Source organism: Streptodolium elevatio, assembly GCF_053592165.1.
This window is the reverse complement of sequence record NZ_JBSFVE010000035.1, coordinates 1-25,010: the sequence shown is the minus strand read 5'-3', so window position 1 is coordinate 25,010 and position 25,010 is coordinate 1. Positions and strand designations below refer to the sequence as shown.

At 72.4% G+C, this 25,010-nt stretch carries 22 protein-coding genes and 1 riboswitch; of the genes, 9 read left to right on the top strand and 13 right to left on the bottom strand.

Annotation, left to right across the window (positions count from 1 at the left end; translation table 11 throughout):
- Positions 1 to 68: 68 nt before the first annotated feature.
- The 5 genes from ACWD12_RS37855 to ACWD12_RS37835 all read right to left on the bottom strand — a co-directional run bounded on the left by ACWD12_RS37855 (position 69) and on the right by ACWD12_RS37835 (position 5,367).
- Positions 69 to 749: an ABC transporter ATP-binding protein gene (locus ACWD12_RS37855; RefSeq protein WP_450103420.1), complete on the bottom strand. Its 681-nt coding sequence runs from the start codon at positions 747 to 749 to the stop codon at positions 69 to 71.
- Positions 746 to 1,675: an ABC transporter ATP-binding protein gene (locus ACWD12_RS37850; protein ID WP_450103419.1), complete on the bottom strand. Its 930-nt coding sequence runs from the start codon at positions 1,673 to 1,675 to the stop codon at positions 746 to 748. Before ACWD12_RS37850 ends, ACWD12_RS37855 begins: the two co-directional genes overlap by 4 nt.
- A complete protein-coding gene (locus tag ACWD12_RS37845) occupies positions 1,672 to 2,490 on the bottom strand; it encodes an ABC transporter permease (RefSeq protein ID WP_450103418.1) in 819 nt (272 codons plus the stop codon). The genes ACWD12_RS37850 and ACWD12_RS37845 overlap by 4 nt, the downstream gene beginning before the upstream one ends.
- A gap of 121 nt (positions 2,491 to 2,611) precedes the next feature.
- Positions 2,612 to 3,649, bottom strand: a complete 1,038-nt coding sequence (locus ACWD12_RS37840; protein ID WP_450103417.1) for an ABC transporter permease — start codon at positions 3,647 to 3,649, stop codon at positions 2,612 to 2,614.
- Positions 3,646 to 5,367, bottom strand: a complete 1,722-nt coding sequence (locus ACWD12_RS37835; RefSeq protein ID WP_450103416.1) for an ABC transporter substrate-binding protein — start codon at positions 5,365 to 5,367, stop codon at positions 3,646 to 3,648. The genes ACWD12_RS37840 and ACWD12_RS37835 overlap by 4 nt, the downstream gene beginning before the upstream one ends.
- 108 nt (positions 5,368 to 5,475) lie before the next feature.
- Positions 5,476 to 5,721, bottom strand: a riboswitch (cobalamin riboswitch).
- Positions 5,722 to 5,971: 250 nt separating this feature from the next.
- On the opposite strand from ACWD12_RS37835, the gene ACWD12_RS37830 reads away from it, so the two are divergent.
- The 3 genes from ACWD12_RS37830 (at position 5,972) to ACWD12_RS37820 (ending at position 11,759) form a co-directional block, all read left to right on the top strand.
- Positions 5,972 to 6,976 (top strand): LLM class flavin-dependent oxidoreductase, encoded by a 1,005-nt coding sequence (locus ACWD12_RS37830; protein WP_450103415.1) that lies wholly within the window; start codon positions 5,972 to 5,974, stop codon positions 6,974 to 6,976.
- A gap of 174 nt (positions 6,977 to 7,150) precedes the next feature.
- Entirely contained in the window at positions 7,151 to 8,434 is a 1,284-nt protein-coding gene (locus tag ACWD12_RS37825; protein WP_450103414.1) for a TerD family protein, read from the top strand.
- 178 nt (positions 8,435 to 8,612) lie between these two features.
- Entirely contained in the window at positions 8,613 to 11,759 is a 3,147-nt protein-coding gene (locus ACWD12_RS37820) for a BTAD domain-containing putative transcriptional regulator (RefSeq protein WP_450103413.1), read from the top strand.
- A 79-nt stretch (positions 11,760 to 11,838) separates the two neighbouring features.
- On the opposite strand, the gene ACWD12_RS37815 is transcribed toward ACWD12_RS37820, so the two are convergent.
- The 3 genes from ACWD12_RS37815 to ACWD12_RS37805 form a co-directional block, all read right to left on the bottom strand.
- A complete protein-coding gene (locus tag ACWD12_RS37815; RefSeq protein ID WP_450103412.1) occupies positions 11,839 to 12,600 on the bottom strand; it encodes an ABC transporter permease in 762 nt (253 codons plus the stop codon).
- Positions 12,597 to 13,538, bottom strand: coding sequence for an ATP-binding cassette domain-containing protein (locus ACWD12_RS37810; RefSeq protein ID WP_450103411.1), 942 nt, complete (start codon positions 13,536 to 13,538; stop codon positions 12,597 to 12,599). Before ACWD12_RS37810 ends, ACWD12_RS37815 begins: the two co-directional genes overlap by 4 nt.
- A gap of 116 nt (positions 13,539 to 13,654) precedes the next feature.
- Positions 13,655 to 14,266 (bottom strand): TIGR03086 family metal-binding protein, encoded by a 612-nt coding sequence (locus ACWD12_RS37805; protein WP_450103410.1) that lies wholly within the window; start codon positions 14,264 to 14,266, stop codon positions 13,655 to 13,657.
- A 159-nt stretch (positions 14,267 to 14,425) separates the two neighbouring features.
- Between ACWD12_RS37805 and cynS the strand changes: the two genes are divergently transcribed.
- The 3 genes from cynS to ACWD12_RS37790 all read left to right on the top strand — a co-directional run bounded on the left by cynS (position 14,426) and on the right by ACWD12_RS37790 (position 17,713).
- The gene (gene cynS / locus ACWD12_RS37800) at positions 14,426 to 14,875 is read left to right on the top strand and encodes a cyanase (RefSeq protein WP_450103409.1); all 450 of its coding nucleotides are present in this window, start codon (positions 14,426 to 14,428) and stop codon (positions 14,873 to 14,875) included.
- A gap of 501 nt (positions 14,876 to 15,376) precedes the next feature.
- Complete coding sequence (locus tag ACWD12_RS37795; protein WP_450103408.1) at positions 15,377 to 16,102, top strand: TetR/AcrR family transcriptional regulator; 726 nt, start codon at positions 15,377 to 15,379, stop codon at positions 16,100 to 16,102.
- A 75-nt stretch (positions 16,103 to 16,177) separates the two neighbouring features.
- Positions 16,178 to 17,713 (top strand): MFS transporter, encoded by a 1,536-nt coding sequence (locus ACWD12_RS37790; RefSeq protein ID WP_358350859.1) that lies wholly within the window; start codon positions 16,178 to 16,180, stop codon positions 17,711 to 17,713.
- A 155-nt stretch (positions 17,714 to 17,868) separates the two neighbouring features.
- Here ACWD12_RS37790 and ACWD12_RS37785 read toward each other — a convergent pair whose 3' ends face one another.
- From ACWD12_RS37785 to ACWD12_RS37770, 4 genes are all read right to left on the bottom strand, one after another.
- Complete coding sequence (locus ACWD12_RS37785) at positions 17,869 to 18,603, bottom strand: rhomboid family intramembrane serine protease (protein WP_450103407.1); 735 nt, start codon at positions 18,601 to 18,603, stop codon at positions 17,869 to 17,871.
- A gap of 239 nt (positions 18,604 to 18,842) precedes the next feature.
- Positions 18,843 to 20,078: an SUKH-4 family immunity protein gene (locus ACWD12_RS37780; protein ID WP_450103406.1), complete on the bottom strand. Its 1,236-nt coding sequence runs from the start codon at positions 20,076 to 20,078 to the stop codon at positions 18,843 to 18,845.
- A 320-nt stretch (positions 20,079 to 20,398) separates the two neighbouring features.
- Positions 20,399 to 20,716, bottom strand: a complete 318-nt coding sequence (locus ACWD12_RS37775; protein WP_358350851.1) for a DUF3759 domain-containing protein — start codon at positions 20,714 to 20,716, stop codon at positions 20,399 to 20,401.
- Positions 20,717 to 20,791: 75 nt separating this feature from the next.
- Positions 20,792 to 21,283 (bottom strand): hypothetical protein, encoded by a 492-nt coding sequence (locus tag ACWD12_RS37770; protein WP_450103405.1) that lies wholly within the window; start codon positions 21,281 to 21,283, stop codon positions 20,792 to 20,794.
- A 165-nt stretch (positions 21,284 to 21,448) separates the two neighbouring features.
- Between ACWD12_RS37770 and ACWD12_RS37765 the strand changes: the two genes are divergently transcribed.
- The 3 genes from ACWD12_RS37765 (at position 21,449) to ACWD12_RS37755 (ending at position 24,635) form a co-directional block, all read left to right on the top strand.
- Positions 21,449 to 22,219 carry an NAD(P)-binding domain-containing protein gene (locus tag ACWD12_RS37765; RefSeq protein ID WP_450103404.1) on the top strand — a complete coding sequence of 257 codons (771 nt, stop codon included), beginning with the start codon at positions 21,449 to 21,451 and terminating at the stop codon, positions 22,217 to 22,219.
- A 575-nt stretch (positions 22,220 to 22,794) separates the two neighbouring features.
- A complete protein-coding gene (locus ACWD12_RS37760) occupies positions 22,795 to 23,298 on the top strand; it encodes a nucleoside deaminase (RefSeq protein WP_450103403.1) in 504 nt (167 codons plus the stop codon).
- A 218-nt stretch (positions 23,299 to 23,516) separates the two neighbouring features.
- Positions 23,517 to 24,635, top strand: a complete 1,119-nt coding sequence (locus ACWD12_RS37755; protein WP_450103402.1) for an acyl-CoA dehydrogenase family protein — start codon at positions 23,517 to 23,519, stop codon at positions 24,633 to 24,635.
- A gap of 21 nt (positions 24,636 to 24,656) precedes the next feature.
- Here ACWD12_RS37755 and ACWD12_RS37750 read toward each other — a convergent pair whose 3' ends face one another.
- Positions 24,657 to 24,803 carry a hypothetical protein gene (locus tag ACWD12_RS37750; protein WP_450103401.1) on the bottom strand — a complete coding sequence of 49 codons (147 nt, stop codon included), beginning with the start codon at positions 24,801 to 24,803 and terminating at the stop codon, positions 24,657 to 24,659.
- Positions 24,804 to 25,010: the final 207 nt, after the last annotated feature.

Here is a 25,010-nt window from a genome sequence, read left to right as displayed (position 1 = left end):
GGAGGGTAGGGGCGTGCCAAGTTGCATCGACCCCGCCCGGCGCGCCCGCTGGGATGGTCCGGCCCGGCTCAGCCGATGTGGGTCAGGACCCCGTCGGACATGCCCAGAAGGCGCGTGGTCAGTGCGGCGGCCGCGTCCCGGTCGTGGGTGACCAGGACGACGGCGGTTCCGGAGTCGGCGGCTCTGCGCAACAGCCGGAGGATTCCAGCGGCGGCCGAGGCGTCGAGGGCGGACGTCGGCTCGTCGGCGAGCAGCAGTCCCGGTCGGGCCGCGAACGCCCTTGCCAATGCCACGCGTTGGCACTGACCGCCGGACAGACGTGCGGGGCGCAGGGACGGGTCGAGATCGCCGAGCCCCACCGACCGCAGCGCTTCCAGCGCCACTGCGCGCCGCGCCTGCCGCGTCAGACGCCGGGCCAACGGCTCCGCGACGCTGCGCGCGATACTCCAGTTCGGATCGAGGCTGCCGGCCGCGTCCTGGAAGACCGCGGCGACGCTTCCCGGCGCGGGACGCCCGGCGCGCGTGCCGGGGTTCCAGAAGACGCTTCCCCGGTCGGGCCGCTCCAGGCCGGCGAGGATGCGCAGCAGGGTGCTCTTGCCGCAGCCTGACCGTCCCACAATGCCGATGATCTCTCCTGGCAGCGCGGTGAGTTCCGTGCCGCGCAGGACATCGTGCGCCCGTGGGCCGCGCCCGTGCGTGCGCCACAAGTCCCGTGCGACGACGACGGGCTCGGTGCTCGGGTCCGTCATCGCGCCGCCACGCAGGCCACCCCGTCGATCGGTGCCGGGACGTCGTCCGAGCACTCCGCCCGGACGCGGCGGCAGCGCGGGGCGAACGGGCAACCCGCGTCGGCGCCTCGCCGCGGAGACGGGGGTTCGCCGGGAAGCGGCTCGGGCAGCGGATGTCCGGTGCGGGGGAGAGCGGCCAACAGGGCTTGCGTGTACGGGTGTCTCGGCCGGGACAACGCCTCGCCGGAGTCACCGGTTTCGACGATCCGTCCGGCGTACATCACCGCTACGCGGTCGGTGTGGCGCGCCGCGAGACGCAGGTCATGGGTGATGAGCAGGACTGCGGCGCCGGTGGCGCGCAGGTGCGCCAGGGTGGCGTCGGCGAGGTCCGCGTGGAGTGCGGACGTCGGTTCGTCCGCGACCACCAGGGGCGGCGCCAAGGCCGTCGCGGCGGCGATGGCGGCCCGTTGGAGCATGCCGCCGGACCAGGTGTGCGGGCGGCGGCGGGCGGCGGCGTCCGCGTCGGGGACACCGAGGGCGGCGAGGCGCTCCGGGATCGTACCAGCGGGCGGCGTCCGTCCCTTCGCGCGCCACGCCTCGGCGATCGACACGCCCACCTTCAGGCGCGGATCGAAGGCCGCGAACGGGTCCTGCCCGACGTACCCGATCACATCCCCGCGGACGGCCTGCCACGCGCGGGGGTCCGCGCCGACGAGTTCCCGTTCGCCCACGCGTATGTTCCCGGTGACCGCCGCTCCGCGTGGCATGAGTCCGAGCACGGCGCGGGCCACGGTCGACTTGCCGCTGCCGCTTTCGCCGACCAGCCCCAGGACTTCGCCGGCGCCGACGGCCAGGTCGACGCCGCGCACGGCGGCGGCGCCGTTCCGGTACGTCACACGCAGTCCGCCCACGTCGAGTTCGGCGGTTCCGGCCCCCGGGCCGCTCACGGGTGCACCTCCTCGACCGCGGAGTGATGGGTGGCGTCCCGGACCGCGTCGCCGACCAGGGTGGCCGCCGCGGTGACCACCAGGACCACGGTGGTCGGGGCGGCGAGCAGCCAGGGCGCGACGGTGACGAACGCCCGGGCGTCGCCCAGCATCGCGCCGAGCTCCGCGGTGGGCGGCTGCGCCCCCAGGCCGAGGAACGACAGGCCCGCCAACGACACGATCGAGCCGCCGAGTTGGAGGGTCGCCACGACGAGGAGCCGGGGGACGACGGCCGGCAGCACGTGGCCGACGGCAATCCGTGCGGGTCCGGCCCCGCCGAGGCGCGCCGCCGCGATGTACGGGCGGTCGCGTACGGCGAGGGTGAAGGCGCGGACGATGCGGGCGTTGGCCGCCCAGGACGAGATGACCAGGGCGAGAAGGAGGTTGCCGAATCCGGGGCCCAGCACGCCGACCACCGCGAGCGCGAGCACCAGGGACGGGATCGCCAGGACGATGTCGACGACGCGCATGAGGACGGCGTCGGCGAACCCCCGTGCGAGGCCTGCCGCCACGCCGACGACCAGGCTCACCGTGCACGAGCCGGCCAGCACGGTGAAGGCGGCCAACAGCGACCTGCGGGTCCCGGCCACCAGCCGGGCGAACTGGTCACGGCCGAACTGGTCGGTGCCGAGCCAGTGTTCGCCGTCCGGCGGGCGCAACTTCGCGCCCAGGTCGATGGCGTCCGGCTGATAGGTCGCCACGACCGGGCCGAGGACGGCGAACAGCAGGGCGAGCCCCGCGAGTCCGAGTCCGGTGCGGCCGAGGGTACTTGCCATGAGGGGGCCGTGCCGGAGCGTGGCGGCGGCGCGCCGGAGCGAGACCGCCGTATGGCGGAGTGCCGGGGTCGCGCGACCGGGTGCCGGCGGCGTCGTGTCCGGGGCGGCGGCTTTGGGCACGTCACACCCCCTTGGCGCCGTCGCCGCGCAGGCGCGGGTCGACGAGCGCGGCCAGCAGGTCGGCGAGCAGGCCGGCCGCGACGTACGCGAGGGTGGCCAGCACCGCGAACGCCTGGATCACCGGCAGATCGCGGGCCTTCACCGACGACACGACGTAGGAGCCGGCGCCCGGCCAGGTGAACACCGTCTCGACGATCGCCGCGCCGCCCCACAGCGCTCCGGCGCTCACCGCGACGGCGTGGATCAGCGGCGGCAGCGCGTTCGGGAGGGCGTGCCGCAGGAGCAGTCTCCGGCTTCCCGTGCCGCGGGCGATCACTGAGGCGGCCCATCCGCTGTCCATCGCGTCCACCAGGGCACCGCGCAGCAGACGCGACCACACGTCGAACATGCCGAACGCCAGGCACAGCGCGGGCATCCACACCGCGGCCCACGTACCGTCCCGCACCACCGAGCCGAAGCCGCCCTGGACCACCACGAGTTGAATGAGGATCAGACCCACGACGAAGCCCGGCAGGGCGGCCCCGAGCAGCGCGAGCGCGCGGGCGAGGGTGTCCGGCCAACGGCGCCGGAAGGCCGCGGCGACGAGCGCGAGCGGCACCGCGATCGCCAACGCGAACAGCAGGGCGGCACTGCCCAGCCGCAGTGTCGCGGGCAGCCGTTCGCCGAGCTCGGTCAGCACCGGGCGGCCGCTTTGGTACGACGTACCCAGATCCCCGTGCAGGGCGCGGGCCAGCCAGTGCCCGAACTGCCCGGCCAGGGCACGGTCGAGACCCAACTCGGCGCGTGTGGCGGCGAGCTGATCCGGCGTCGGTTCCGGGACCCCCTGTGCGGTCAGCGTCATCCGGGCCGGGTCGCCGGGAGCAAGGGGCAGCAGGGCCCAGATCAGCAGCGCCGCGCCCGCGACGGTGACCGGAACGGACAGAAGCCGCCGCGCGATCGGGTGACCCGCCGCCGCGCGTGCGCTGCGCAGGGCCCGCGGGACGGCTCCCGGCGCGGCGGGTCCGCCGCCGGGAGCCGCCGTTGCGGCACGCGATGTCACGGCGCCGTGTCGAAGCGCAGATGCCTCCGTACGTTGGAGACCTGGTACCCCGTCCAGTCGCCGCCGGCCACCACGGCGAACTGCTTGTACGTGGCGGCGATCACGTACGCCTCCCGGTCGCTGAGAATTGCCTGGCCCTCGCGCAGCAGCTGTTCGCGGGCCGCCTGGTCGGTCGTGGTCAACAGGCGGTCGCCGAGCGCGTCGACCCGCGGGTCCGAGAGCTTCTGGGCGTTCGCCGACCCGCCGGTCGTCCAGCGCGCGCGGAACGGTTGGATCGGGTCCGCCGTGCCGGACAGCGAGCCGTTGAGCCCGATGGACGCCTCCCACGCGCCCAGGTCCGCCTTCGTGCGCGCGGAGTCCTCGGCGTTCACGATCTGGAGGTCGAAACCGGCCTTCGCCACTTCGGACTTGATCACCACCGCAAGGGCGTTCGTCTCCGGCCCCTGGGCCTGCGTGACGAAGCGGACCGTCAGGCGCTTGCCGTCCTTGCCGCGGACGCCGTCCTTGCCCTTGGCCCAACCCGCCTCGTCCAGCAGCCGGTTCGCCTCGGCGAGGTCGGTGTGCTGGGTGGCCGCCGCGTAGGGGTAGCCCTCCGGATACAGACCCGTCGCGGTGGCGAACGAGCCCTTGGCGACGTCCTCGCCCAACTCCCGGTAGTCGATCGCCCGGGCGAACGCGCGGCGCACCCGGGCGTCGTCGAACGGCGCGGCGGTGAGGTTCATGTCGATCAGCAGCGCTTGGAGCGCCTTCGGCGAGGTCCTGAGCACCGAGTCCGTGCGACCGGCCAGCGTGAGCGCCGCGTCCGGTGAGGGGTAGAAGGCGAGTTGCGCCTCGCCGGACTGCACGCCGGCGATCCGGGCCTGCTCGTCGGGCACCACCTTGACGGTGACCGACGGGAGCTTGGGCCGGCCGGCCCAGTACTTGTCGTACCGGGCGAGTTTCAGCAGATCGGGCGTCCACGCGGTGACGGCGTACGGCCCGGTGAAGGCACCGGCGTTCACGATCTTCGCGGAGTCGCCGCCCGCCGCCTCGACGGCCTCGGTGTCGTAGATCTGCAGCGACGTGTCGCGCGCCGCCAGCGCGGCCGGGACCGCGGCGTTGGGTGCGGGAGTGGTCAGGACCAGGTCGAGCGGGCCCGTGGTGCGTACCGTCGAGCCCTCGGCCAGGTACGTGCGCACGGCCTTGGACCTGGCGATCTGCCGGGTGAGGGCGCGGTTGACCGCCTCCGCGTCCACCGGCCTGCCGTTCTGGAACGTCATGCCCGGCCGCAGCGTGATGCGCCACTCGGTCGGGCTGCCCTGGGTCACCGACTGCGCCAGCCACGGGCGGACGACGCCGTCCTCGCCGGCCTCCATCAGGTTCTCCGCCACGCCCCAGTCGAACAGCCAGTTCGTCCCGGTGCCGACGGGATCGAGGCCCGCGATCGAATAGGAGTTGTAGATCGTCAGCGGCTTCTCGGCCGCGGCGCCCGCCGGCTTGGCCGCGGAGTCGCCACCGCTCCCGCACCCGGTGGCGAGCACGGCCAACGCGGCGACGGAAGCTACGGCGAGCCCGGCCTGCCCGGTCGCCCGGCCGGTCGTGCGGCTGGTTGCGCGGCCGTTCGTACGGTCGTCTGTGCGGTCCGTCGGGCGGCGCGTCGTCCGGCGGGACAGCAGCCGGGAGAACGGGTTGCGGAAGCGGCCGCCGAACGCGGACGCGGGTCTGTCGGGGGATGCCATGGCGCTCTCCTTCGCGAGTTCCGGGCACCGGAACCGGAAGGCGAGTGAGCGCACGGCCGAGCGGCCTCCGCACGACCCGCCCTCGGGGTCCGGCTGGAACCGCACGCATGCCGCGTACGGGCGTCGGCAGGTCTTCGGACTCGCGGGCACCCGGGCACATCGCGCCTCGTCCCCCGAACGAGGCATCAGCCCGGACCTACTGGCCGTCGCTTCCCGGACCGTGGGCGGTCCAGTGCTCATGACGGCGGTCGTTCCCACTCACCGCTGCGGGGCAGTCCCGGATTTCCACCGGGTTCCCTCTTGCGACGCCCTGCCGCACGAGACGGAGGGCGAACCGATGCGGGCACCACGGTAGCGGCATCGATCTTGCCCGCCGCACCCGGGCGGTCCGGGCGTCCGCGACGAATCGCCCGGACACGGCGGGTACGCTCACGCGCCAACAGCCCGCCGCCCCGCCCTCGATCCGGCGACAACCCTGCCGGACCCTTCCGACAAGTCGTGCCGGCAAGTCCGTCCGACGCGTCCGCCGACACCCCCCCGCCCACAAGCCCGTCCACAGCCTGCCCGCCGTGCCGCCCGACGCACCACGACCCCGGGACCGTCCATGCACCACCGCCCCCGCAGCCTGCCCCGACTCGGCTGGATCACCCACGTCTCCGCCGACGGCCCACCCCGGGCCCTCTATCGCGAGACCGTTGAACTCGCCGTCGCTGCCGAAGAGTTGGGTTTCCACAGCTTCTGGGTCGCGCAACATCACTTCGGGGCCCAGGGCGGCACTCTCCCGTCGCCCCTGGTCCTGCTCGCCGCCATCGCCGAGCACACGACCCGCATCCGCCTCGGCACCGCGGTCGTCGTCGGCCCGGCCGAGAACGCGCTGCGGCTCGCAGAAGACGCCGCCGTCGTCGACGCGTTGAGCGGCGGACGCCTCGAACTGGGCCTCGGGGCAGGCGCCGACGCCACCGCCTCCCGCGCGTTCGGCCTGGACCACGAGCGCCGCCACGATGTCCTCGACGGCCTGCTGCCCGTACTCCTCGACGCGCTCGACGGACGCGAACTCCCTGGCGGGGTCCGCCTCACACCGCCCGCACCCGGACTGTCCGAACGGGTGTGGCTCGGCGCCGGCTCCCCGGCGGGCATGGACCGTGCCGCCCGTCTCGGCCTCGGCGTCATGTACGGGCGGCGCGGCCCGGGCCCCGACGGCCCGTACGCCCAGGACACCGAATACGCGCGCCTCGCCGACGGCTACCGCGGCCGCATGGAGGCCGCGGGACGCACGGCGCGCATAGCGGTGTCGCGCCCGGTGTTCCCATCGGAGCCCGCCGAACTCGCGCGCGCCGTCCTGGCGCCACGGCTGCGCGACTGGATCGACGACGGGGTCCGCACCGGGCGCTACCCGGACGGCTTCGACCCGGACGCCTACCTGGCCGCCGGAGCCTTCGCGTACGGCGCGCCGGACCAGGTGGCCGCCGCACTCGCCCGCGACCCCGGGCTCCCCGGTGCGACGGACCTGCTGTGCCACACCCAGCCGGTTCGGCTCGGGCTGCGCCTCGTCCTCCCGGCAATGGAGCTGATTGCCCGTCAGGTCGGGCGTGCGCGCACCCCGGCGTGACGGCGTCGCGTTTCGCGCGGCCTGGGGGCGCATGGGTTCGGCGTTGCGTGGGTCGGCGTTGCGAGGGTTCGGCGTTGCGCGGGTTGTCCGGGATCCGCGCTTTTCGGAGCACCGGGGTGCCGCAAGATTGCCCGCTAAGTACGCTTCCCGGACCTGATGTGAGGGAGGGCTCGGATGTCGATGAGCAAGGGTGCCAACGTACCGGTGCCCGCCGCCGCGGTACGGGTCGAGCTCGGCCGGCAGCACGGCCCGGGGAGCCCCGACGTGGACGCCTCGGCGCTGCTGCTGACCGCGGCCGGCCGCGTCCGGTCGGACGACGACTTCGTCTTCTACAACCAGCCCTCGCACCCCCGCGGCGCGGTCCGCTACGAAGGCACGCGCCAGGACGGCGCGCAGGCGGTCGACACCCTCGCGGTGGACCTGGCCTCGGTGGAGCAGGACATCACGGCCGTGGTGCTGGCGGCCTCGGCCGACGGCGGGACGTTCGGACAGGTACGCGGCCTCTGCATCCGGGTGCTGGACGCGGCGAACGGCTCCGAGCTGGCCCGGTTCGACAGCTCCGACGCCACGTCCGAGTCGGCCTTCGTGCTCGGGGAGCTCTACCGCGGCAAGGGGACGTGGAAGTTCCGCGCCGTGGGCCAGGGCTACGCGTCCGGCCTGGCCGGGCTGGCCACCGACTTCGGCATCAGCGTCGCGGAGGAACCGGAGCCCGCACCCGTGCCGGTGACCCCGCCGCCGCCCCCGCAAGCCGCCCCGCCGAGCTTTTTGCCGCCCGTACCGCCCGCATCGCCCGCACCGCCACCTCCGCCCGCGCCGGTCTCGCTGTCGAAGATCACGCTGACGAAGACCGCGCCGACCGTCTCGCTCACCAAGCAGGGTGCGACGTCCGGCGCGCTGCGGGTCAACCTTTCCTGGAGCGCCCGCCCACACTCGCGCGGTCTGCTGCGGAGGGGCCCGCGGGCGGTGAACCCGAACGACATCGACCTCGACCTGTCCTGCCTGTGGGAACTGCAGAACGGCGACAAGGGCATCATCCACCCCATCGACGAGCAGTTCGGCTCGTTCGACGAGCCGCCCTACGTCCGGCTGGACCGCGACGACCGGACCGGCGGGAGCCGGGGCGGCGGCGAGAACCTCACCGTCAACCTCGACCGCACCGCCGAGATCAAGCGCCTCCTGATATTCGTGGCCGTCTACCAGGGGGCCGAGAGCTTCGCCGGACTCGACGGGGTCGCCACGCTCTATCCGCCGGCCGGCCCGCCCGTCGAGGTGCGGCTCGACGAATGCACGGTGCCCGCGCCGGTGGCGGCGATCGCCCTGATCGAGAACATCGGCGGTGAACTGGTCGTACGGCGTGAGGCGAAGTACATCGTTCTTTCCGGCGGCATGTTCAAACAGCAGGCCGTCGACGTGGCGTACGGCTGGGGCCTCAAGTGGCACGCGGCGAGCAAGACCTGAGCCGGGCACCAGGCCGGGATCCGGGCACTCGGCACCACTCACTCAGCGCCGACCAGTCGGCACTGAGCGGTGAGCGGTGAGCGGAAAAGCGGTGATGCAGTGACGCGGTGAGCGCCGATGCTCCGCGCGCCCCGGCCGCCCTTGCCGGGGAAACGGCGGGCCGTGGCAAACTCGGCGGGTGCAGATCGGGATGCTGGGTCCATTCGAGGTGCGCACGGACGACGGAACCCCGGTCGACGTGCCGGGCGCACGACTGCGCGGACTGCTGATCGCCCTGGCCCTGCGACCGGGCCGTGCGGTGCCCAAGGCGTCGCTCGTCGACTGGATCTGGGGCGGTCTGCCGCCCGCCGACGCCACGAACGCCTTGCAGCGCCTGGTCTCCCGGCTGCGGAAGGTCCTGCCGGACGGGGTGATCGAGGGGCAGACGGACGGCTACCGGCTGCGGCTGCAGCCGGACGCCGTCGACGCCGTCCGGTTCGAACGGCTCGTGAGCGAGGCCCAGGCCGTCCGGGCCGAGGACGGTGCGCGTCGGGCCCGGCTCCTGCGTGAGGCCCTGGACCTGTGGCGCGGCGCGGCCATGCAGGGCGTCGGCCTCCCCGACAGCCCCGCGTTCGACACCGCGGTCGCCCGCCTGGAAGGACTGCGTCTGACCGCCGCCGAGGAGCGGGTCGACGCCGAGATCGCGCTCGGCCGCGGCGCCGGGATGGTCACCGAGCTGACCGATCTGGTGGCCGCGCATCCGGTGCGCGAACGCCTCGCCGCCGCACTGATGCGCGCCCTCGTCGCCGCCGGCCGCGACAACGAGGCACTGCTCGTCTACCAGCGCACGAGGGAGGCACTGGCCGACGCCCTCGGCGCCGACCCGTCCCCGGAGCTGGCCGCGCTGCATGTCGCGCTGCTGCGCGGCGAGTTGGGGCGGCGCGAGGAGAGCCCGAAGACCAATCTGCGCGCCGAGCTGACCACCTTCGTCGGCAACGGCGCCGATGTCGCCGCGGTACGCGGACTCGTCACCGAGCACCGCCTCACCACCGTGATCGGCCCGGGCGGCGCGGGCAAGACCCGGCTGGCCACCGAGACCGCGCGTACCCTGCTCGGCGATCTGCCGGACGGCGTCTGGCTCGTGGAGCTCGCCGCGATCGGCCCGGACGGCGACGTGGCACAGGCGACGCTCGCCGGGCTCGGCCTGCGGGACGCCCTGCTCGGCGGCGCCCCGAACACGGAGCTGACGGACCGGCTCGTCGCCGCGATCCGCGACCGCGACGCCCTGCTGATCCTGGACAACTGCGAGCATGTCGTCGAGTCCGCCGCGGTGTTCGCGCACCGCGTGCTCGGCGAGTGCCGTCGGCTGCGCATCCTGGCCACCAGCCGTGAACCCCTTGGCATCACCGGCGAGGCGTTGTGGCAGGTCGAAGCACTGGGCCTGCCGGCCGACGACGCCGGCCCGGAAGAGATCGAGGCCTCACCCGCCATCAGACTGCTGCGCGACCGGGCCGGCGCGGTACGCCGCGACCTCGCGGGCGACCCGCACACCCTCGCCACGATGGTGCGTGTGTGCCGGGCGCTCGACGGGATGCCGCTGGCGATCGAACTGGCGGCGGCCCGGTTGCGCACCATGTCCGTCGACCAGTTGGCCAATCGGCTCGACGACCGGTTCCGCCTGCTGACCGGTGGCAGCCGTACCGCCCTGCCGCGGCACAAGACGCTGCGTGCCGCGGTCGACTGGAGCTGGGAACTGCTCAGCGACGCCGAACGCACGGTCCTGCGCAGGCTGTCGGTGTTCTCCGGAGGGGCAAGCCTGCAAGCGGCCGAACGGGTGTGCGCGGACGAGACGGTCGACCGCGACGAGGTGCTCGAACTCCTCACCGCCTTGACCGAGAAGTCGCTGCTGCGCGCCGAGGGCGACAGCGCGCCGCGCTACCGCATGATGGGCACGATCAAGGAGTACGCCGCCCAACGCCTCGCGGAGGCGGGGGAGTCGGAGCAGGCACGCCTCGCGCACCTGGCCTACTTCACCGATCTCGCCGAGACCGCGGAGCCGCACCTGCGCCGCGCCGAACAACTCGAATGGCTGGCCGTCCTCGACGCCGACCACGACAACATCGCCGCGGCGGTGCGCGGCGCCCTCGCCTCCGGCGACGCCCAGGCGACCATGCGGATCGCGGCGGGCTGCGGCTGGTACTGGTGGCTCGCCGGGCACAAGACCGAGGGCTTCGAACTCCTCAGCACCGCGGCCAGGATGCCCGGTGAGGCCGGGGACGACGTCCGGGCCATGGTGTACGCGCTGGTCGTGCTGTTCGTGAGCTCCGGGCGCCGCGACGAGCACGAGGCGGAGGAGTGGATCCGCGAAGCGCACCGCCACGGCCGGCGCAGTCCCGGGCGATACCCGCTCCTGGCGATCATGGGCGCGATGGAACGCCTGCTGGACGGGCCCGACGCGTTCCTGACCGCCTTTGAACCGCTGCTCGACGACGAGGACCCGTGGGTGCGCGCGCTGGCCCGCCTGCACATGGGCAAGATGCGGATCGTGCTCGGTCGGGAGGGGGAGGACGGGGAGGCGTACCTGGCGGCGGCGCTCGCCGAGTTCCGGGCGCTCGGCGAGCGGTTCGGGATCTCGTTCGCCCTGACGGAGCTCGCGGACCAGTTCGCCGTGCGCGGCGAGTTCGCCCGCGCCTGCGAGTACTTCGAGCAGGCGATCGAGGTGTGCACCGAGGTCGGCGGCAGCGAGGACGTCATCCGGATGCGGGCCCGGCAGGCGCAGTTGCACTGGCTGTCGGGTGACCGGGACGCGTGTGCGTCCGCCGTCGCCGAGGCCGGCCGGATCGCGGAACGGGTCACCTGGCCGGACGCGCTGGCCGAACTGGCCTTCGCGCGGGCTGGACTCGCCCGGTGGGCCGGCGACGACGAGGAGGCGTACCGGCAGATCGGCGTCGCGACGGCCCTGCTGGGCGACGAGGCCGAGCAGCCGCACATCCGCGCGGTGACGCACGACGTACTCGGCTACCTCTCCGAGGACCTCGCCGAGTCCCGGGCGCACCGCGCGGCGGCCTTCGACGCGGTCGTCGAAACCGGCCACATTCTGGGGATCGCGCAGGCGATCGTCGGCGTCGCGGATCTGGCGCTGCGCCGCGACGAGCCGGAGCAGGCGGTGCGGCTTCTGGCGGCGAGCGCGGCCGTACGTGGGCTGCCGGACCGCGCGAACCCCGACGTGGCCCGGATCGAGCAGGCGGCCCGAAGCCGCCTCGGCGACGGGCGGTTCGCCGAGGCGGCTCGGGAGGGCGCCGAGGCGGACTGGCCGGGGCTGGTCGGGGCCACGCTCGCCGAGTGAAACCCGAGTGAGCACATGAGTGAACGCCCGAGCGAACCCCGGGTCGGCGTCGTGCCGGCCCGGGGAACCCCGAGGCGGGCTACGCCCGACGGCTGAACGACGCGACCGACCAGACGTACCCGACGACGACGAACCCGACGCACCAGGCGACGGCCGCCATCGCGTCGCCGCCGGACGGGTCGCCCGCCAGCAGGCCGCGCAGGGTCTCGATGACCGGGGTGAACGGCTGGTACTCGGCGAACTGCCGCACGCCGGAACCCATCGTGTCCGCGGGGACGAACGCGCTGCTCAGGAACGGCAGCATGATCAGCGGCACGGTGGCCAGACCCGCCGACTCCGGCGTCTTCGCGGCCAACCCCAAGGCGACGGTCAGCCAGCCGGCCGCCACGCTCAGCAGCACCACGAGGCCGATGACACCGAGCCATTCGAGTGCGTTGGCGGACGGGTCGAACCCCAGCGCGAACGCCACCCCGACGATGGCCGCGCAGGCCACCGTGCACCGCACCGCGGTGACGACGACGTGCCCGGTCAGCACGGCGCCCCGGGAGACGTCCATGACCTTGAGCCGGCTGATGACGCCCTTGCGCATGTCGTCGTTCACGGATGTGGAGGTGGCCCCCAGCCCGTAGCTGACGGCCATCACGAGCAGGCCCGGCGTCGCGTAGTCGATGTACGGTTCGCCGACGCTGAAGCCGCCGCCGAACACCTTGACGAACATCAGCATCATCACGATGGGGAACAGCACCGAGTTGAACACCACGACCGGGTTCCGCATGCTGTGCTTGATGTTGCGGCGCAGCATGACGGCCGAGTCGGCCCACGCCGTCGAGACACTGCTCATTTTGCGATCGCCTCCGCGCTCGGGCGCCCGGTCAGGGCAAGGAAAACGTCGTCGAGGTCCGGTGTGTGCACCGCGAACTCCCGGGCGTTGAGCAGGTGTTCGTCGAGCACGTCCAGCAGGGCGCGCAGCGACCGCGACTCCCCGTCGCTGGGCACCCGCAGGGTCAGCTCCTGGTCGTCCCGCGTGGAGCCGGCCAGAATCCGCGCCGCCGTGTCGAGGTCGGCGGGATCGGTGAACCGGAGCCGGACGTGCGTGCCGGGCATCCGCCGCTTGAGCTCGTCCGGAGTGCCGTGCGCGACCAGGCGGCCCTGGTCGAGCACCGCGATCCGGTCGGCGAGCTGGTCGGCTTCGTCCAGGTACTGGGTGGTGAGGAAGATGGTGGTGCCGTCGGCGACCAGTTCGCGGACGATCCCCCACATCGTGCGCCTGCTGCGCGGATCGAGGCCCGTGGTCGGCTCGTCCAGGAAGATGATCCGGGGGTCGCCGACGAGGGTCATCGCCAGGTCCAGCTTCCGGCGCATGCCTCCGGAGTACGTCGCGGCAAGCTTGTCCGCGGACTCCGTCAGGTCGAACCGCTCCAGGAGCTGCGCCACCAGGCGGGGGGAGCGGACGCGCTTCAGGTCCGCCATCATCTGCAGGTTCTCGCGGCCGGACAGCAAGTCGTCCACCGCGGCGAACTGGCCGGTGACGCCGATGGCGGCGCGTACCGCCCGGGTCGCGGTCGCGGCGGTCACGTCGTGACCGGCCACGAGCACCGTGCCGGCGTCCGCCGCCATCAGCGTCGTCAGGATGTTCACCGTCGTCGTCTTGCCCGCCCCGTTCGGGCCGAGCATGGAGAAGACCGACCCCGCCGCGACATCGAAATCGATGCCGTCGAGCACGACCTTGTCCCCGTATGCCTTTCGCAGGCCTGAAACCGCAATCGCCGAACTCGTCATGCGCCTACGCTCTCGGCCGGTCCTGTCACCCGTCTGTCACGCCCCTGACACGGCTCCTGACGGCAGGGCAGGGGATCCGCCGACAAGGACGGCCGACGGGACCCGAAGCCTCGGTGTCAGGGGCGGGCCCAGGTCGGCGTACGGCCGGAGAGGGCGATGACGCGGTCGAGAAGACCGGTGTCGGCGGGCACCGGGACCGCGGGGCCGAAGAGCGGTCCGCGCGTCTCGGCGTCCGCGTCCGCGCTCGGCGCCAGCATCTCGAACGAGCACTCCAGGCTCGCCCGGTCGGCCGGGTACTCCTGTCCGATCGCCCGCGCCAGGTCCCAGCCGTGGATCACCACTTCGTTGAGCGCCACGCGTCCCGCCAGGACGGCCGGGAAGGTGAGCCCGCCGGCCTGCGTCATGCCGTCCCACGCCTCGGGGGTCCGCCAGGCGTCGGCCAACTCGTCGAGCTGCCGGGGCAGGACCGTACGCCAGTCGTCGTCGACGTCCGGGGTGGTCGATCCCGGGTCGGTGGCGGTCGACGGTCCGAGATCCTTCCGCGCGGCGTCCCGGAAGGCGGCGGTGAGTCCCACAAAGTGGCCGAGGAGGTGGCGCACCCGGTAGTCCTCGCACGGGGTGGGCGCGTCGAGTTGGTCGTCCCGTACTTGCGCGGCGAGGTCGGCGACCAGCTTGACAGCCGGTCCGAAGTCGGGGCCGGGGGTGGCGGGAAGCTCGGTCGCTGTCATGGCAGGGGCTCCTTTGTCGGGTTCTGTCGGTCTGCGGCGGGGCCGGGACCTGCCGCGCGTCGGTGGCATGCCCGCGCGGGCGTAATGCGGGTGTAACGCCTGCAGATAGAGACTGATCGCGGTCCGCGAACTCATCGCTCGGCCTCGAAGGAGTCAGGTATGACACCCATCATGAGCAAGTCCGACGCCGCTGCCCTGGTGGCCGCCGCCCGGATCCGGCGCGGCCTGACCTGGGCCGAGATCGCCAAGGAACTCGGCGCGCCGCTCGTCTGGACCACCGCCGCGCTGCTCGGCCAGCACCCGATGACCCGGGAGCAGGCCGCGCGGGCCTGCGCCTTTCTGGGCCTCGAGGACGAGGTCGCCGAGAGCCTGCAACTCCAGCCGAGCCGGGGTTCCGCACCCGAGGTGATGTCCGACCCCACGGTCTATCGCTTCGTCGAGGCGCTGTCCGTCTACGGACCCGCCCTCAAGGAGCTGATCCACGAGGAATTCGGCGACGGCATCATGAGCGCGATCAACTTCCAGGTCGACATCTCCCGCCGCCCCGACCCCGACGGTGACCGTGTGGTCGTCACCTTCGACGGAAAGTTCCTCGACTACAAGTGGTGACCGGCTGACCGGCTGACCGGCTACCCGGGTGATGGATGACGGGTGAACGGCTGACGCGGTGAACCGGTGGCGAGGCAGCGGGCCGGCGGTCGACCACGACGCGGTTCTGCGCGCCCTGGCGATCGAGGGAATCGCGATCGCCTCGACGCTCCTCATGGCGCCGCGGACCCCGGATCCCGCGCAACTGGAGGCGGTGTCAAGGCGGTTCCTGAAGGCGGCGAGGGAGGCCAGTGCCCTGGACCTGTTGGCGGCGTTCGATGCGCAGAATCGGGTCACGCGCGCGTGCGACCGCGGGGCGCCGGGCCGCGGAAGCTGTGCCGCGGACCCTCCCGCGGGCCGTCCTGGGCGTGTCGGGCCGGGCACATTTCCCGGTGTGACCCGGGACACGGTCGGCGTATGAAATATCCGGGGACTTCGTGTCCGTTTACCCGTGTGAACGCAATCGGGGAGCGAGTCCCCGTTTTCCCGCACCGGGCGGACACGAGTGAGGAGGGCCGAGGCGTGAATGGTGTCGAGACGGCAGCCGTCGTACGCGAGAGGCCCCGCCTGCGCGCGGACGCCCGGCGGAACCGGGAGCGCATCGTCGGCGCCGCCCGCGAGATGTTCGTCGAGTTCGGCGCCGACGTGCCGCTCGACGACGTCGCGCGGCGGGCCGGCGTGGGCAACGCGACGCTGTACCGGCACTTCGCGGACCGCCGCGAGCTCGTGCACGAGGTGGTGCTCTCCGTACTGGAGCGCATCGTCGGCAGCGGCGAAGCCGCGACGGCCGAGGAGCCGGACGCGTTCGCGGCGCTGCGCCGCTTCGCGCACGGCGCGGCCGAGGAGAAGGTCGCCGCGGTGTGCCCCCTGCTCTCCGAGGACATCGACAAAAGCCATCCGGACATGGTCGCGATGCGCGAGCGCCTGGACGGTGTCATCGGCGTCCTGGTCGGCCGGGCGCACGCGTCCGGTCAACTGCGTGCCGACGTCGGCGCCGGTGACCTGATGATGGTCATCACCCACCTCGCCCGCCCGCTGCCCGGCACCCGCTGCACGGCCAACGAACAGTTCGTGCACCGCCACCTCGACATCATGCTCGACGGCCTGCGCGACCTCCAGCCCACCCAACTGACCGGCTCGGCCGTGGAACTCCGCGATCTGCGGGGCATCGGCCAGGCCGAAAGCCACGCGGACAAACTCGCGAACCGCCGTTCACCCGGCCACGCGAACCGGGACGGGAACGGCTGACCCGCCGGCGCCCAGGCGCGCGCCCGTCCTCGACCTCCCCCGCACGACACACCCCACACCCAGGTGAGTACCCCCATGTCACAAACAGCCGTTCCGCCCAAGACGTCCCTGCCCGACCCCCGGCGCTGGAAAGCGCTGATCTTCATCGCCCTCGCCCAGCTCATGGTGGTGCTCGACGGCACCATCGTGAACATCGCCCTGCCGTCGGCCCAGGCCGACCTCGGTATCTCCGACGGCAACCGGCAGTGGGTCATCACCGCGTACGCCCTGGCGTTTGGCGGGCTGCTGCTCTTCGGCGGCCGCATCGCCGACCTGTGGGGGCGCAGGCGGACCTTCATCGTCGGCCTGATCGGCTTCGCGGTCGCCTCCGCGATCGGCGGCCTCGCGGCCAACACCGGTCTACTGCTCGGCGCCCGTGCGCTGCAGGGCGTGTTCGGCGCGCTGCTGGCCCCGTCCGCGCTGTCCCTGCTCGCGGTGATGTTCACCGACGGCAAGGAGCGCGCGAAGGCGTTCGGCATCTTCGGTGCCATCGCGGGCGGCGGCGGCGCCGTCGGCCTGATCCTCGGCGGCGTGCTGACCGAGTACATGAACTGGCGCTGGACCTTCTTCGTCAACATCCCGTTCGCCGTCGTCGCGGCGCTCGGCGCCATCGCGGTGATCAGTGAGCCGGCCGGCGGCCGCAACCGTTCGCCCATGGACGTGCCGGGTGTGGTGCTGTCGTCGCTCGGACTGGGCTCGCTGGTCTACGCGTTCACCCGCGCCGAGTCCGACGGCTGGACCTCGGGCGTCACGCTGGGCCTGTTCGCCGCAGCGGTCGTGCTCCTGGCGTCCTTCGTGTTCGTGGAGAGCCGGGTGGCCGCGCCGCTGCTGCCCCTGCGCGTCGTCACCGACCGCCGGCGCGGCGGGATCTACCTCTCGCTCGGCCTCGCCGTCATCGCGATGTTCGGCATGTTCCTGTTCATCACCTACTACCTCCAGGTGGTCAAGGACTACTCGCCGGTCGTCACCGGCCTGGCGTTCCTGCCGATGATCGCGGGCATGATCACCGGCTCCACCCAGATCGGCGCCCGGCTGATGACCCGCGTGCCGCCCCGGCTGCTGATGGGGCCGGGCTTCCTGACCGCGGGTATCGGCATGCTGATGCTGACGCAGCTGGAGGTCGGCAGCTCGTACGTCGGCCTGATCATGCCGGCGCAGCTGCTGCTCGGACTGGGCATGGGCACCGCCTTCATGCCGGCGATGAGCATGGCCACCCAGGGCGTCCAGGCCCGCGACGCCGGTGTCGCCTCCGCGATGGTCAACACCTCGCAGCAGGTCGGCGGCGCGATCGGTACGGCACTGCTCAACACCGTCGCGGCGAGCGCGACCACCGCGTACGCCACCTCGCACGCGGGCCGCGCGGCCGAACAGCTCAAGCTGGAGGCCATGGTGCACGGGTACGCCACCGCGATCTGGTGGGCGGTCGGCATCCTGGCCCTCGCGTCGCTGATCGCGTTCACCTTCGTCAACGGCGGCCACGGCGGCAGCACCGTGGTCACGTCCGGCGACAAGGACGCCGCCACGGGGGAGGACGCGACCGACGAGCTCGCGATCCCGGTCCTCGCGCACTGAGCGCGGCGGCCCGGACGAGCGGCCGGAACGGACCGACCTGGGCGGAGTGATCGAGGCGTACCGGGCCTGACGCGGTGCGCGGAGACAGCCGAACGGCCGTCGGAGGAAAAGCGGGTGACCCCCGCTGCGCCTCCGGCGGCCGTTCGGCTTGTGCGCTACAGAAGCCCGAGGTCCTTGAGCTCGTCCGACAGGGGGCGCGGGCCGGCCGCCGTCGTCCGGTGGGCGCCGACGGTCCGGGAGCCGCCGTCGGCCTCGCGGGGTTTGTCGCGGCGACGGCGGAAGATGTACGCGGCCGCGACGCCGCCGACGCATCCGAACAGATGGCCCTGCCAGGACACGTGGTCGGCGGTGGGCAGCACACCCATCAGCATCGACCAGCCGTACACGCCGGTGACGACGAACGCGATCAGGATGTCCAGGAGCTTGCGGTCGAGGAAGCCGCGGACGAGCAGGTAGCCGAAATATCCGAACACCAGGATGCTGGCACCGGCGGTGACGGAGTTCGCGGGCGAGGTGAGCCATACGCCCAGGCCGCCCACCACGACGATGACCAGGGTCAGGCCGACGAAGCGGGACACGCCGCGCGTCGCGCACAGGAAGCCCAGCACGGCGACGGGAACGGTGTTGGAGATCAGGTGCCCGAAGCCGAAGTGCAGGAAGGGCGCCGTCAATATGTCCGGGAGCTCGCCCTTGTCGCGCGGTGAAATCCCGTGCGGCAGCAGCGAATCGTCGGTGGCGACGTTGTAGACCTGGAGCGCCCAGAGGACGGCCAGCAGGGTCACCGTGACGAAGAACGAGCTGACGAGCCCGCGGAACGGGACGGCGGATCCGAGCGGCGACACCATGACCTCCACAGGCGTTGCGGGACCGCCGCCTCCGGCGGTCCTCACACATGCATGGTCCAGCAATCGTGAGGCGGCTGGGAAGCATCGGCGTTTCTCGGGTCGGGCGGAACAGGCTCGGCCTGCTCCCGCGCGTCTTCCCGCGGGCACCTTTCTGCGTGGGGGTCTTCCCGCGTACGGGCCTCTCCGCATACGGGTCTTCCACCTACAGGTCTTGCACCTACGGGACCTCCCGCCTACGGGACGGGACTTCCACCCACGGGACTTCCACCCACGGGACTTCCCGCCTACCGGTCGAAGTAGGAGCTGTGGCCGTCGTCGATGACCGTCTGCCACAGGTTGTCCTCGTCGTCGCAGGCCTCCGGATCGGCGGCGCGCAGCAGTTGGGACAGGATGTCGCAGCAGAGCCAATAGGCGTGGAAGACCTGCCAGTCCGCGCTCGGGCGGGCGTTGGTGGCGCCGATGCGGACGAGGCGGGAGGCCGACCACAGCGCGTACCCGAACACGGAGATGTCCGAGTTGACCAACGGGGCCGGCCACTCCGGGTCTTCGTGGCCGACCGCGGTGATCCGCCCGGTGGCGCCGTCCAGCAACACCGTGCACCAGAAGCCCAACGGCCCCAGGGACAAGTGGTCGCGCATCGCGAGGTCGCGCTCCCACACCGGCCCGCCGTTCGGGCCGAAGACGTCGGGCGACCGTTCCTCGTGGGTCAGCGGCGCGGAGGCCAGATCTTCGTGGAACTGGACGAGGTCTTCGTTGCGCGGGAGGCCGACCTCGGCGAGGAACCGCGAGGTCGGTTCGTGGGCCACCGCGGCAGGCCATGCGCTCGTGGCGAAGTCGATGCGTACGCCTGTGTCGGCGACCAGATCCGCCCCGACGTCGAAGATCAGCCCAGTGCCCGGCCTGCCCTCGTCGCCCTCGTGCCCCGCGCCGCCGGTGCGTCGGGTGACTCCCCAAGGCAGCGCCCACATCGCCAGCAGGGCGCTCCAGACCGGCGCATGGCCGTCCTCGCGGAACACCGCCGGGTCGACTTCGCGGATCCGGTCGAGCGCGTCGTCCAGAAGCCTGGTGTACGCCGCCAACCCGCGCGGATCGGCCTCCCGCGGTCCGCGGCTTGTCACGTACACGATGTGCAGCGCGTGGACGAACGCCGACAAATCCGACGCGAGCAGGTCTCGGCGCATCCGTGCCGGGTACCCCGCCGGGTACGACTGCCGTTTGTCGACGAGCCACACCTTGCCCGTGGCGCCGTCCACGGCCACGAAGTCGGCGCCGAGTTCGCCGATGCGGACGAGCGCGGCGGCACCCGGTGGGATCCGCTCGGCCCCCTGTTCCGCGAGCACCCGGTCCAGCGCCTCGGTGTCCGGCGTGACCTCGAAGTGCGGGACGCAGGCGGGCAGTCCGATGTCCGCGAGGAAGCCGCGGGACGCCCCGTGTGTCAGTGCGGACGGCAACCGGTCCGCCCCGGTGACGCGCAGCATCGCGTCGTTTCCGAACCACTCGTCCACCGCACCCCTGGTCACGGGCACCCGCATACGTCTTCCCACCCCGGCCACACCTGCGTGTTCGTACGCTTGCGCGCCTACGACGAGGGCCCGCCGGTTCGGCGGGCCGCGTCCGCCCATTCAACCCGCCTGGTGGGCGGCGTGCTGCCGGGCATCCACCCTGCGCACGGCATGCGGGCGGCGTCGAGGCGGGCAGTCGGGTGTCGTGTCAGGGGCCGGGTCAGACTGTCCTGCCAGGTGGCCAGGTGGCCAGGTGGCCAGGTGGCCCGGCGGTCAGGCGGTCGAGTCAGGGTGCCCGGTCCGGGGTGTCCGGCCGGGGGCCCGGCCGGGCTGTCGAGTCAGGCGTACTCGGCTCGCAGGAGACCGCCGAGCTTCTCGGCTGCCTGGTCCTTGGCGGTCCGTACGGCATCGTCGTCGAGGGCGCGTTCCTTGGCCGTCTCGTCGATGAACGCGTCCGCGGCCTGGACGGCCAGGTCCTGGGCGCGGGCCAGGGTGCCCGGGCGGCCGTGGTGCGCGACGTGCCCGTCCCAGGCCATGGCACCCGCGTACGCCCCCGCCTGGGCCAGCAGGTCGGCGTCGACCCGCTCCCCGTGCGGAGCCGACCGGCACTCGTGGAAGCGCGCGGCCTCCGCGCTGTCGTCTGCGAACAGGGCCATGGCTGCTCCTTCGTGGTCCTCCGTGTGCAGGGGACGGCTACCCGCACGCCGGGAAATGATCCCCTTTGTCGCCGATCAGGTGTCGCCGACCAGCGTCGCGGCGCCGTGCAGGACGGCCGCGTTCTCGGTGGCGAGGCGCAACCGGGCGTTGAAGCGGCGCACGCGCTCGCGCTCGGAGCAGCCCCGGCCGTACACCGGCCAGGTCCCCGGCGGCAGGATTTCGACCACCACCATGCCGTGCAGCTCCGCGGCCGCCAGCCAGGCGCCCATCGGGTCCATCGGCGTGGGCAGGAGCCACCTCTGGCGGTCGCCGACCAGGGTGAGGGCGGCGACGAGCCCGCGACGGACGAGAAGCTGTGCCGTGGTCATGGGAGGTTCCCCGAGGCACAGGCTGAAACCCGACTCGTGGGCGTGATCGACCAGGAGCGGATAGTCCCCGGCGCCCGCCTCCACCAGGGCCTCGGCGACCGGCGGCATCGGCTCGCCCACGTCGTCCTGAGCGAACTCGCGCAGCGCCAGCGCCAGGCGCAATTGCGCGTGACGTGCGGCCGACGGGTGGATACCCATGCCTGACCGCTACCCGCCAGGGGCGCCCCCAACCGGTCGGTGGCGCGTGGTGTCCGCGCAAGCCGTGTCCGCGCGCCTTCATCCAGGTCGGCTGCCATCCTGGAGCGATCACGGACCCGGGCCCGCCCGGGTCGCCGCCACGACGTGGGACAAGGACGGTCGAGCATGCAGCGGATCGGCGTCATCGGAGTCGGCGAGATCGGCCGGGCGATCGTCGCGGGCCTGAGTGGCGGGGACGAGCAGGCGCCGGAAGTCTTCCTGTCCCCGCGGGGAGCCCGCGCCGCCGCCGAGCTGTCGGCGCGCTACGCGGGCGTCCAGGTGTGCGCCGACAACCAGGAGGTGGTGGACCGCTCCGACCTCGTGATCATCGCCGTACGCGGTCCCGACCGCCACGAAGCACTCGCCGGTCTGGCCGTGGGCGCCGACAAGATCGTGGTCAACGTCATGGCCGGCGTCGCGAACGAGGACCTGCGCCGGACGCTGGCCACCGACGCCGCGCTGGTCCGCGCCATTCCGCTGCCGCCCATTCGCGAGCGCCGCTCGGTCACGGTGACCTGTCCCTCGCATCCGGTCGTGGACGCTCTCTTCGACCGCTTGGGCGGCGCGCTCCCGGTCGCGGACGAGGCCGCCTTCGACGTCTTCTCCACCGTCACCGGAACGCTGACCACCCAGTACCATTTCCTCGCCGCACTCACCTCATGGGCTGTCGAGCACGGCGTCCGGTCAGATGACGCGGACCGCTACGTTCGCGGCCTGTTCCAGGGACTTGCGGGCACGCTAGGCGACGGGACCCGCTCCCTGGAGCAGCTCGCGGCCGACCACGAGACCCCGAACGGCAGCAACGAACGGATTCGTACGACGTGGTTCACGTCGGCCAACTCCGAAGCCCTCCACAAGGCCCTCGACGACTTGCTCGCCGTCCTGCGGCAGGGCTGAACCGGCCGACGAACCGGGCGGCAATCGGCTCGGCTTCGGCTGCGGGGGTGCGGGCCGATCTTGTAGAAGTCTACGAACGGCAGGTGTCGGCCTGTCGACGTCTTCATGTCTTCCACCCCTACCTGAGGTCCCCCGATTGGCTGTGTACTCCCTCATACGAGATGCGAGATACAGACCCGCAACACGGGACACGCGATACGGGACACGCGATACGGGACACGGGAAACCGGACACGCAAGCGGGGACCACAACCAAGCGAGGGGTGAGTGACGCGGTGGCATCGACACACTCGGCCCACAGCCACACTCACCGAGGCGCCGGGCATGGCCCCGGACGTCACAGGTGGTGCAGTTGGACTGCGCGCAACGCGACGGATTTGAACCTGACGTACATTCCGGTCCCACCAAAGCACATTTGCGGCGACCCGCCGTGACGATCGCGGGCGGGCGCCACCGCCCGCAGTGATCGCGCGGCGGAGCCCGCGGAACGTTGTTGTTGCCCCGACTTGTCGCCGGTGCGGATTCGCGCACGGGCGGGGGAGCCGGGAGCCCCCATCCTCTCCGATAGGAGTAACTGTGACCGCGCACACCCAAGAAGCGAGCATTCAGGAACTCGAGCACGCCTGGATGAACGAGGCGATCAAGCTGGCCACCACCAGCGTGGCGAACGGCGGCGGCCCGTTCGGCGCACTGATCGCCATGGACGGCGCCGTGGTCGCGATCGGGAGCAACCAGGTCACCGCGACTCTGGACCCGACGGCACATGCCGAGGTGAGCGCGATGCGGGCGGCCTGCAAGCAGCTGGACAGGTTCTCGCTGGAGGGCTGCGTCCTGGTCACCTCGTGCGAGCCGTGTCCGATGTGCCTGTCGTCCGCGCTGTGGGCGCGCCTGGACCGGATCGTGTACGCCGCCGACCGGCACGACGCGGCGACGGCCGGCTTCGACGACCGCAAGTTCTACGACCTGTTCGAGAAGAAGCCGGCGTCGATGTGGCCCACGCCGGTCAAGCAGCTCGACCTGCCCAACCGCACGGCGCCGTTCGACGCGTGGCTCGCCAAGGCCGACCGCATCGACTACTGAGAACGCATCGAGTACGAGAACGCGTCGACTGCCGCGGGCGCGTCGATTGCCGAGAGCGCGTCGAACACGGACGACCCGTCCACGGACCGGAGTTCGTCGTCGGACGATCGACCATCTCGAACGCAAGCGCCCCGGCATGTGCCGGGGCGCTTGCGTTCACCGGTGAGGCTTCGGCCGACCTGCGGTCCTCGGCCGGGAGTTCCGCCTAAGCTGGGCCGGTGACCTCACCGTTTGCGGTTTCCCAGGGCGAACAGCGGTTCGTGGACGCGGCGCGGGACCTGGCCCCGCAGTTCGCAGCGGCGGCGGACGAGCACGACCGCGAAGCGACACTGCCGATCGCCAACTTGACGGCCCTGCACAAAGCGGGGCTGGACATGGCGGCGATGCCCGTGGACCGGGGCGGGGCCGGGTTGTCGTACCAGGCGCTCGGCGAGATCCTCCGCATCGTCGGCAAGGCCTGCCCGTCGACCGCATGCGTGTGGATGATGCACCTGGGGGCCGCGCAGGCCCTGGTCACGTACGGGCCGCACTTCTACGCCGACGAGTTGCGGGACGGGAAGCGGTTCGCCAACGCGTTGTCCGAACCCACCGGCGGGAACCTGTTCCTGATGCCGCTCCAACGGGCCGAACCGGTGGCCGGCGGCTACGAGCTGGACGGCGCCAAGCGCTTCGTGTCCGGGTGTGAGATCGCGGACCACTTCCTGGTCAACGCGCTGCTCGACGACGGCCCCGGGTTCTTCGGCGTACCGAGCGACGACAGCGTCGAGATGGTGCCGATCTGGGACTCGATGGGGCTGCGCGGCACCCGCAGCCAGCTCCTGAACTTCCGCAACACCCTGCTGCGCCAGGAGAATCGGTGCCTGATCACCGACCCGCTCGCGCCGAACATCATCGCGCTCGGCCTGCCCTGGCTCTCCATCGGCGTCGCGGAAGCCGCCCTCGACGCGTTGACCGAGCATGCGCGTAAGCGCGTCGTACCCACCACCGGCAAGCCGGTCGGGGACCTGCAGTGGGTGCAGTTCGACGCCGCCGACTCGCACGTGAAGCTGTTGGCCGCGCGTACGCTCGCGGAACGCTCCCTCTGGCTCGCCGACCACAACGCGCCGGGTGCCCTGGAGGCGGCGGTCGAGGCGAAGCTCTACGCCAACCAAGTCGCCAAGGACATCGCCGAGTTCGGCCTTCGGGTCGGGGGCGGCTCCGGCTATCTGCGGTCCTCGCCGATCCAACGGCACTTCCGCGACGCCCAGGCGGGCGCGCTCATGGCGTTCTCGGTCGAGGTCTGCCGGGACATGCTCGGCAAGCGCCTGATGGGCAGCCAGACCGATACGACGCAGTAGCCGCCCTGAGGGCGAAGTGCTCTACCAATGAGCCGAGTTGATCCTCGATTCGTGGACGCATGCGGTCTTCCCGGTGCTCGCCGCCGGCCGGTTCGCCAGCCGCTCCAGCATGAGGATGAAGTCGACGAGGCTCCCCAAGGCGCTGGTGGCCGCCCGGAGTTGGCGCATGCGGCCACCCGGACGTCCAACTGCTTGCGCGCTGCGGCCAGTTCGGCGGACTAGAGCGCACCGGCCTCCCGGCCCACCCGCGCCGCGACACCGGCGCAGGCGGGCGAGGCGGCCTAGGTCGTGTCTTCAAATTCTCGCCGGGCCCGCGGGCCGTGGCACGCACGCTCGCCGCGTTGCGGACCTTGCCCGGCCAAACCCAGGCCGAGC

Excerpts from the sequence above, each read along its gene's own strand:
- ACWD12_RS37855 (WP_450103420.1), bottom strand. The coding sequence starts at position 749 with ATGACGGACCCGAGCACCGAGCCCGTCGTCGTCGCACGGGACTTGTGG.
- ACWD12_RS37845 (WP_450103418.1), bottom strand. The coding sequence starts at position 2,490 with ATGGCAAGTACCCTCGGCCGCACCGGACTCGGACTCGCGGGGCTCGCC.
- ACWD12_RS37835 (WP_450103416.1), bottom strand. The coding sequence starts at position 5,367 with ATGGCATCCCCCGACAGACCCGCGTCCGCGTTCGGCGGCCGCTTCCGC.
- ACWD12_RS37830 (WP_450103415.1), top strand. The coding sequence starts at position 5,972 with ATGCACCACCGCCCCCGCAGCCTGCCCCGACTCGGCTGGATCACCCAC.
- ACWD12_RS37825 (WP_450103414.1), top strand. The coding sequence starts at position 7,151 with ATGTCGATGAGCAAGGGTGCCAACGTACCGGTGCCCGCCGCCGCGGTA.
- ACWD12_RS37815 (WP_450103412.1), bottom strand. The coding sequence starts at position 12,600 with ATGAGCAGTGTCTCGACGGCGTGGGCCGACTCGGCCGTCATGCTGCGC.
- ACWD12_RS37810 (WP_450103411.1), bottom strand. The coding sequence starts at position 13,538 with ATGACGAGTTCGGCGATTGCGGTTTCAGGCCTGCGAAAGGCATACGGG.
- ACWD12_RS37805 (WP_450103410.1), bottom strand. The coding sequence starts at position 14,266 with ATGACAGCGACCGAGCTTCCCGCCACCCCCGGCCCCGACTTCGGACCG.
- cynS (WP_450103409.1), top strand. The coding sequence starts at position 14,426 with ATGACACCCATCATGAGCAAGTCCGACGCCGCTGCCCTGGTGGCCGCC.
- ACWD12_RS37790 (WP_358350859.1), top strand. The coding sequence starts at position 16,178 with ATGTCACAAACAGCCGTTCCGCCCAAGACGTCCCTGCCCGACCCCCGG.
- ACWD12_RS37775 (WP_358350851.1), bottom strand. The coding sequence starts at position 20,716 with ATGGCCCTGTTCGCAGACGACAGCGCGGAGGCCGCGCGCTTCCACGAG.
- ACWD12_RS37770 (WP_450103405.1), bottom strand. The coding sequence starts at position 21,283 with ATGGGTATCCACCCGTCGGCCGCACGTCACGCGCAATTGCGCCTGGCG.
- ACWD12_RS37765 (WP_450103404.1), top strand. The coding sequence starts at position 21,449 with ATGCAGCGGATCGGCGTCATCGGAGTCGGCGAGATCGGCCGGGCGATC.
- ACWD12_RS37750 (WP_450103401.1), bottom strand. The coding sequence starts at position 24,803 with ATGCGCCAACTCCGGGCGGCCACCAGCGCCTTGGGGAGCCTCGTCGAC.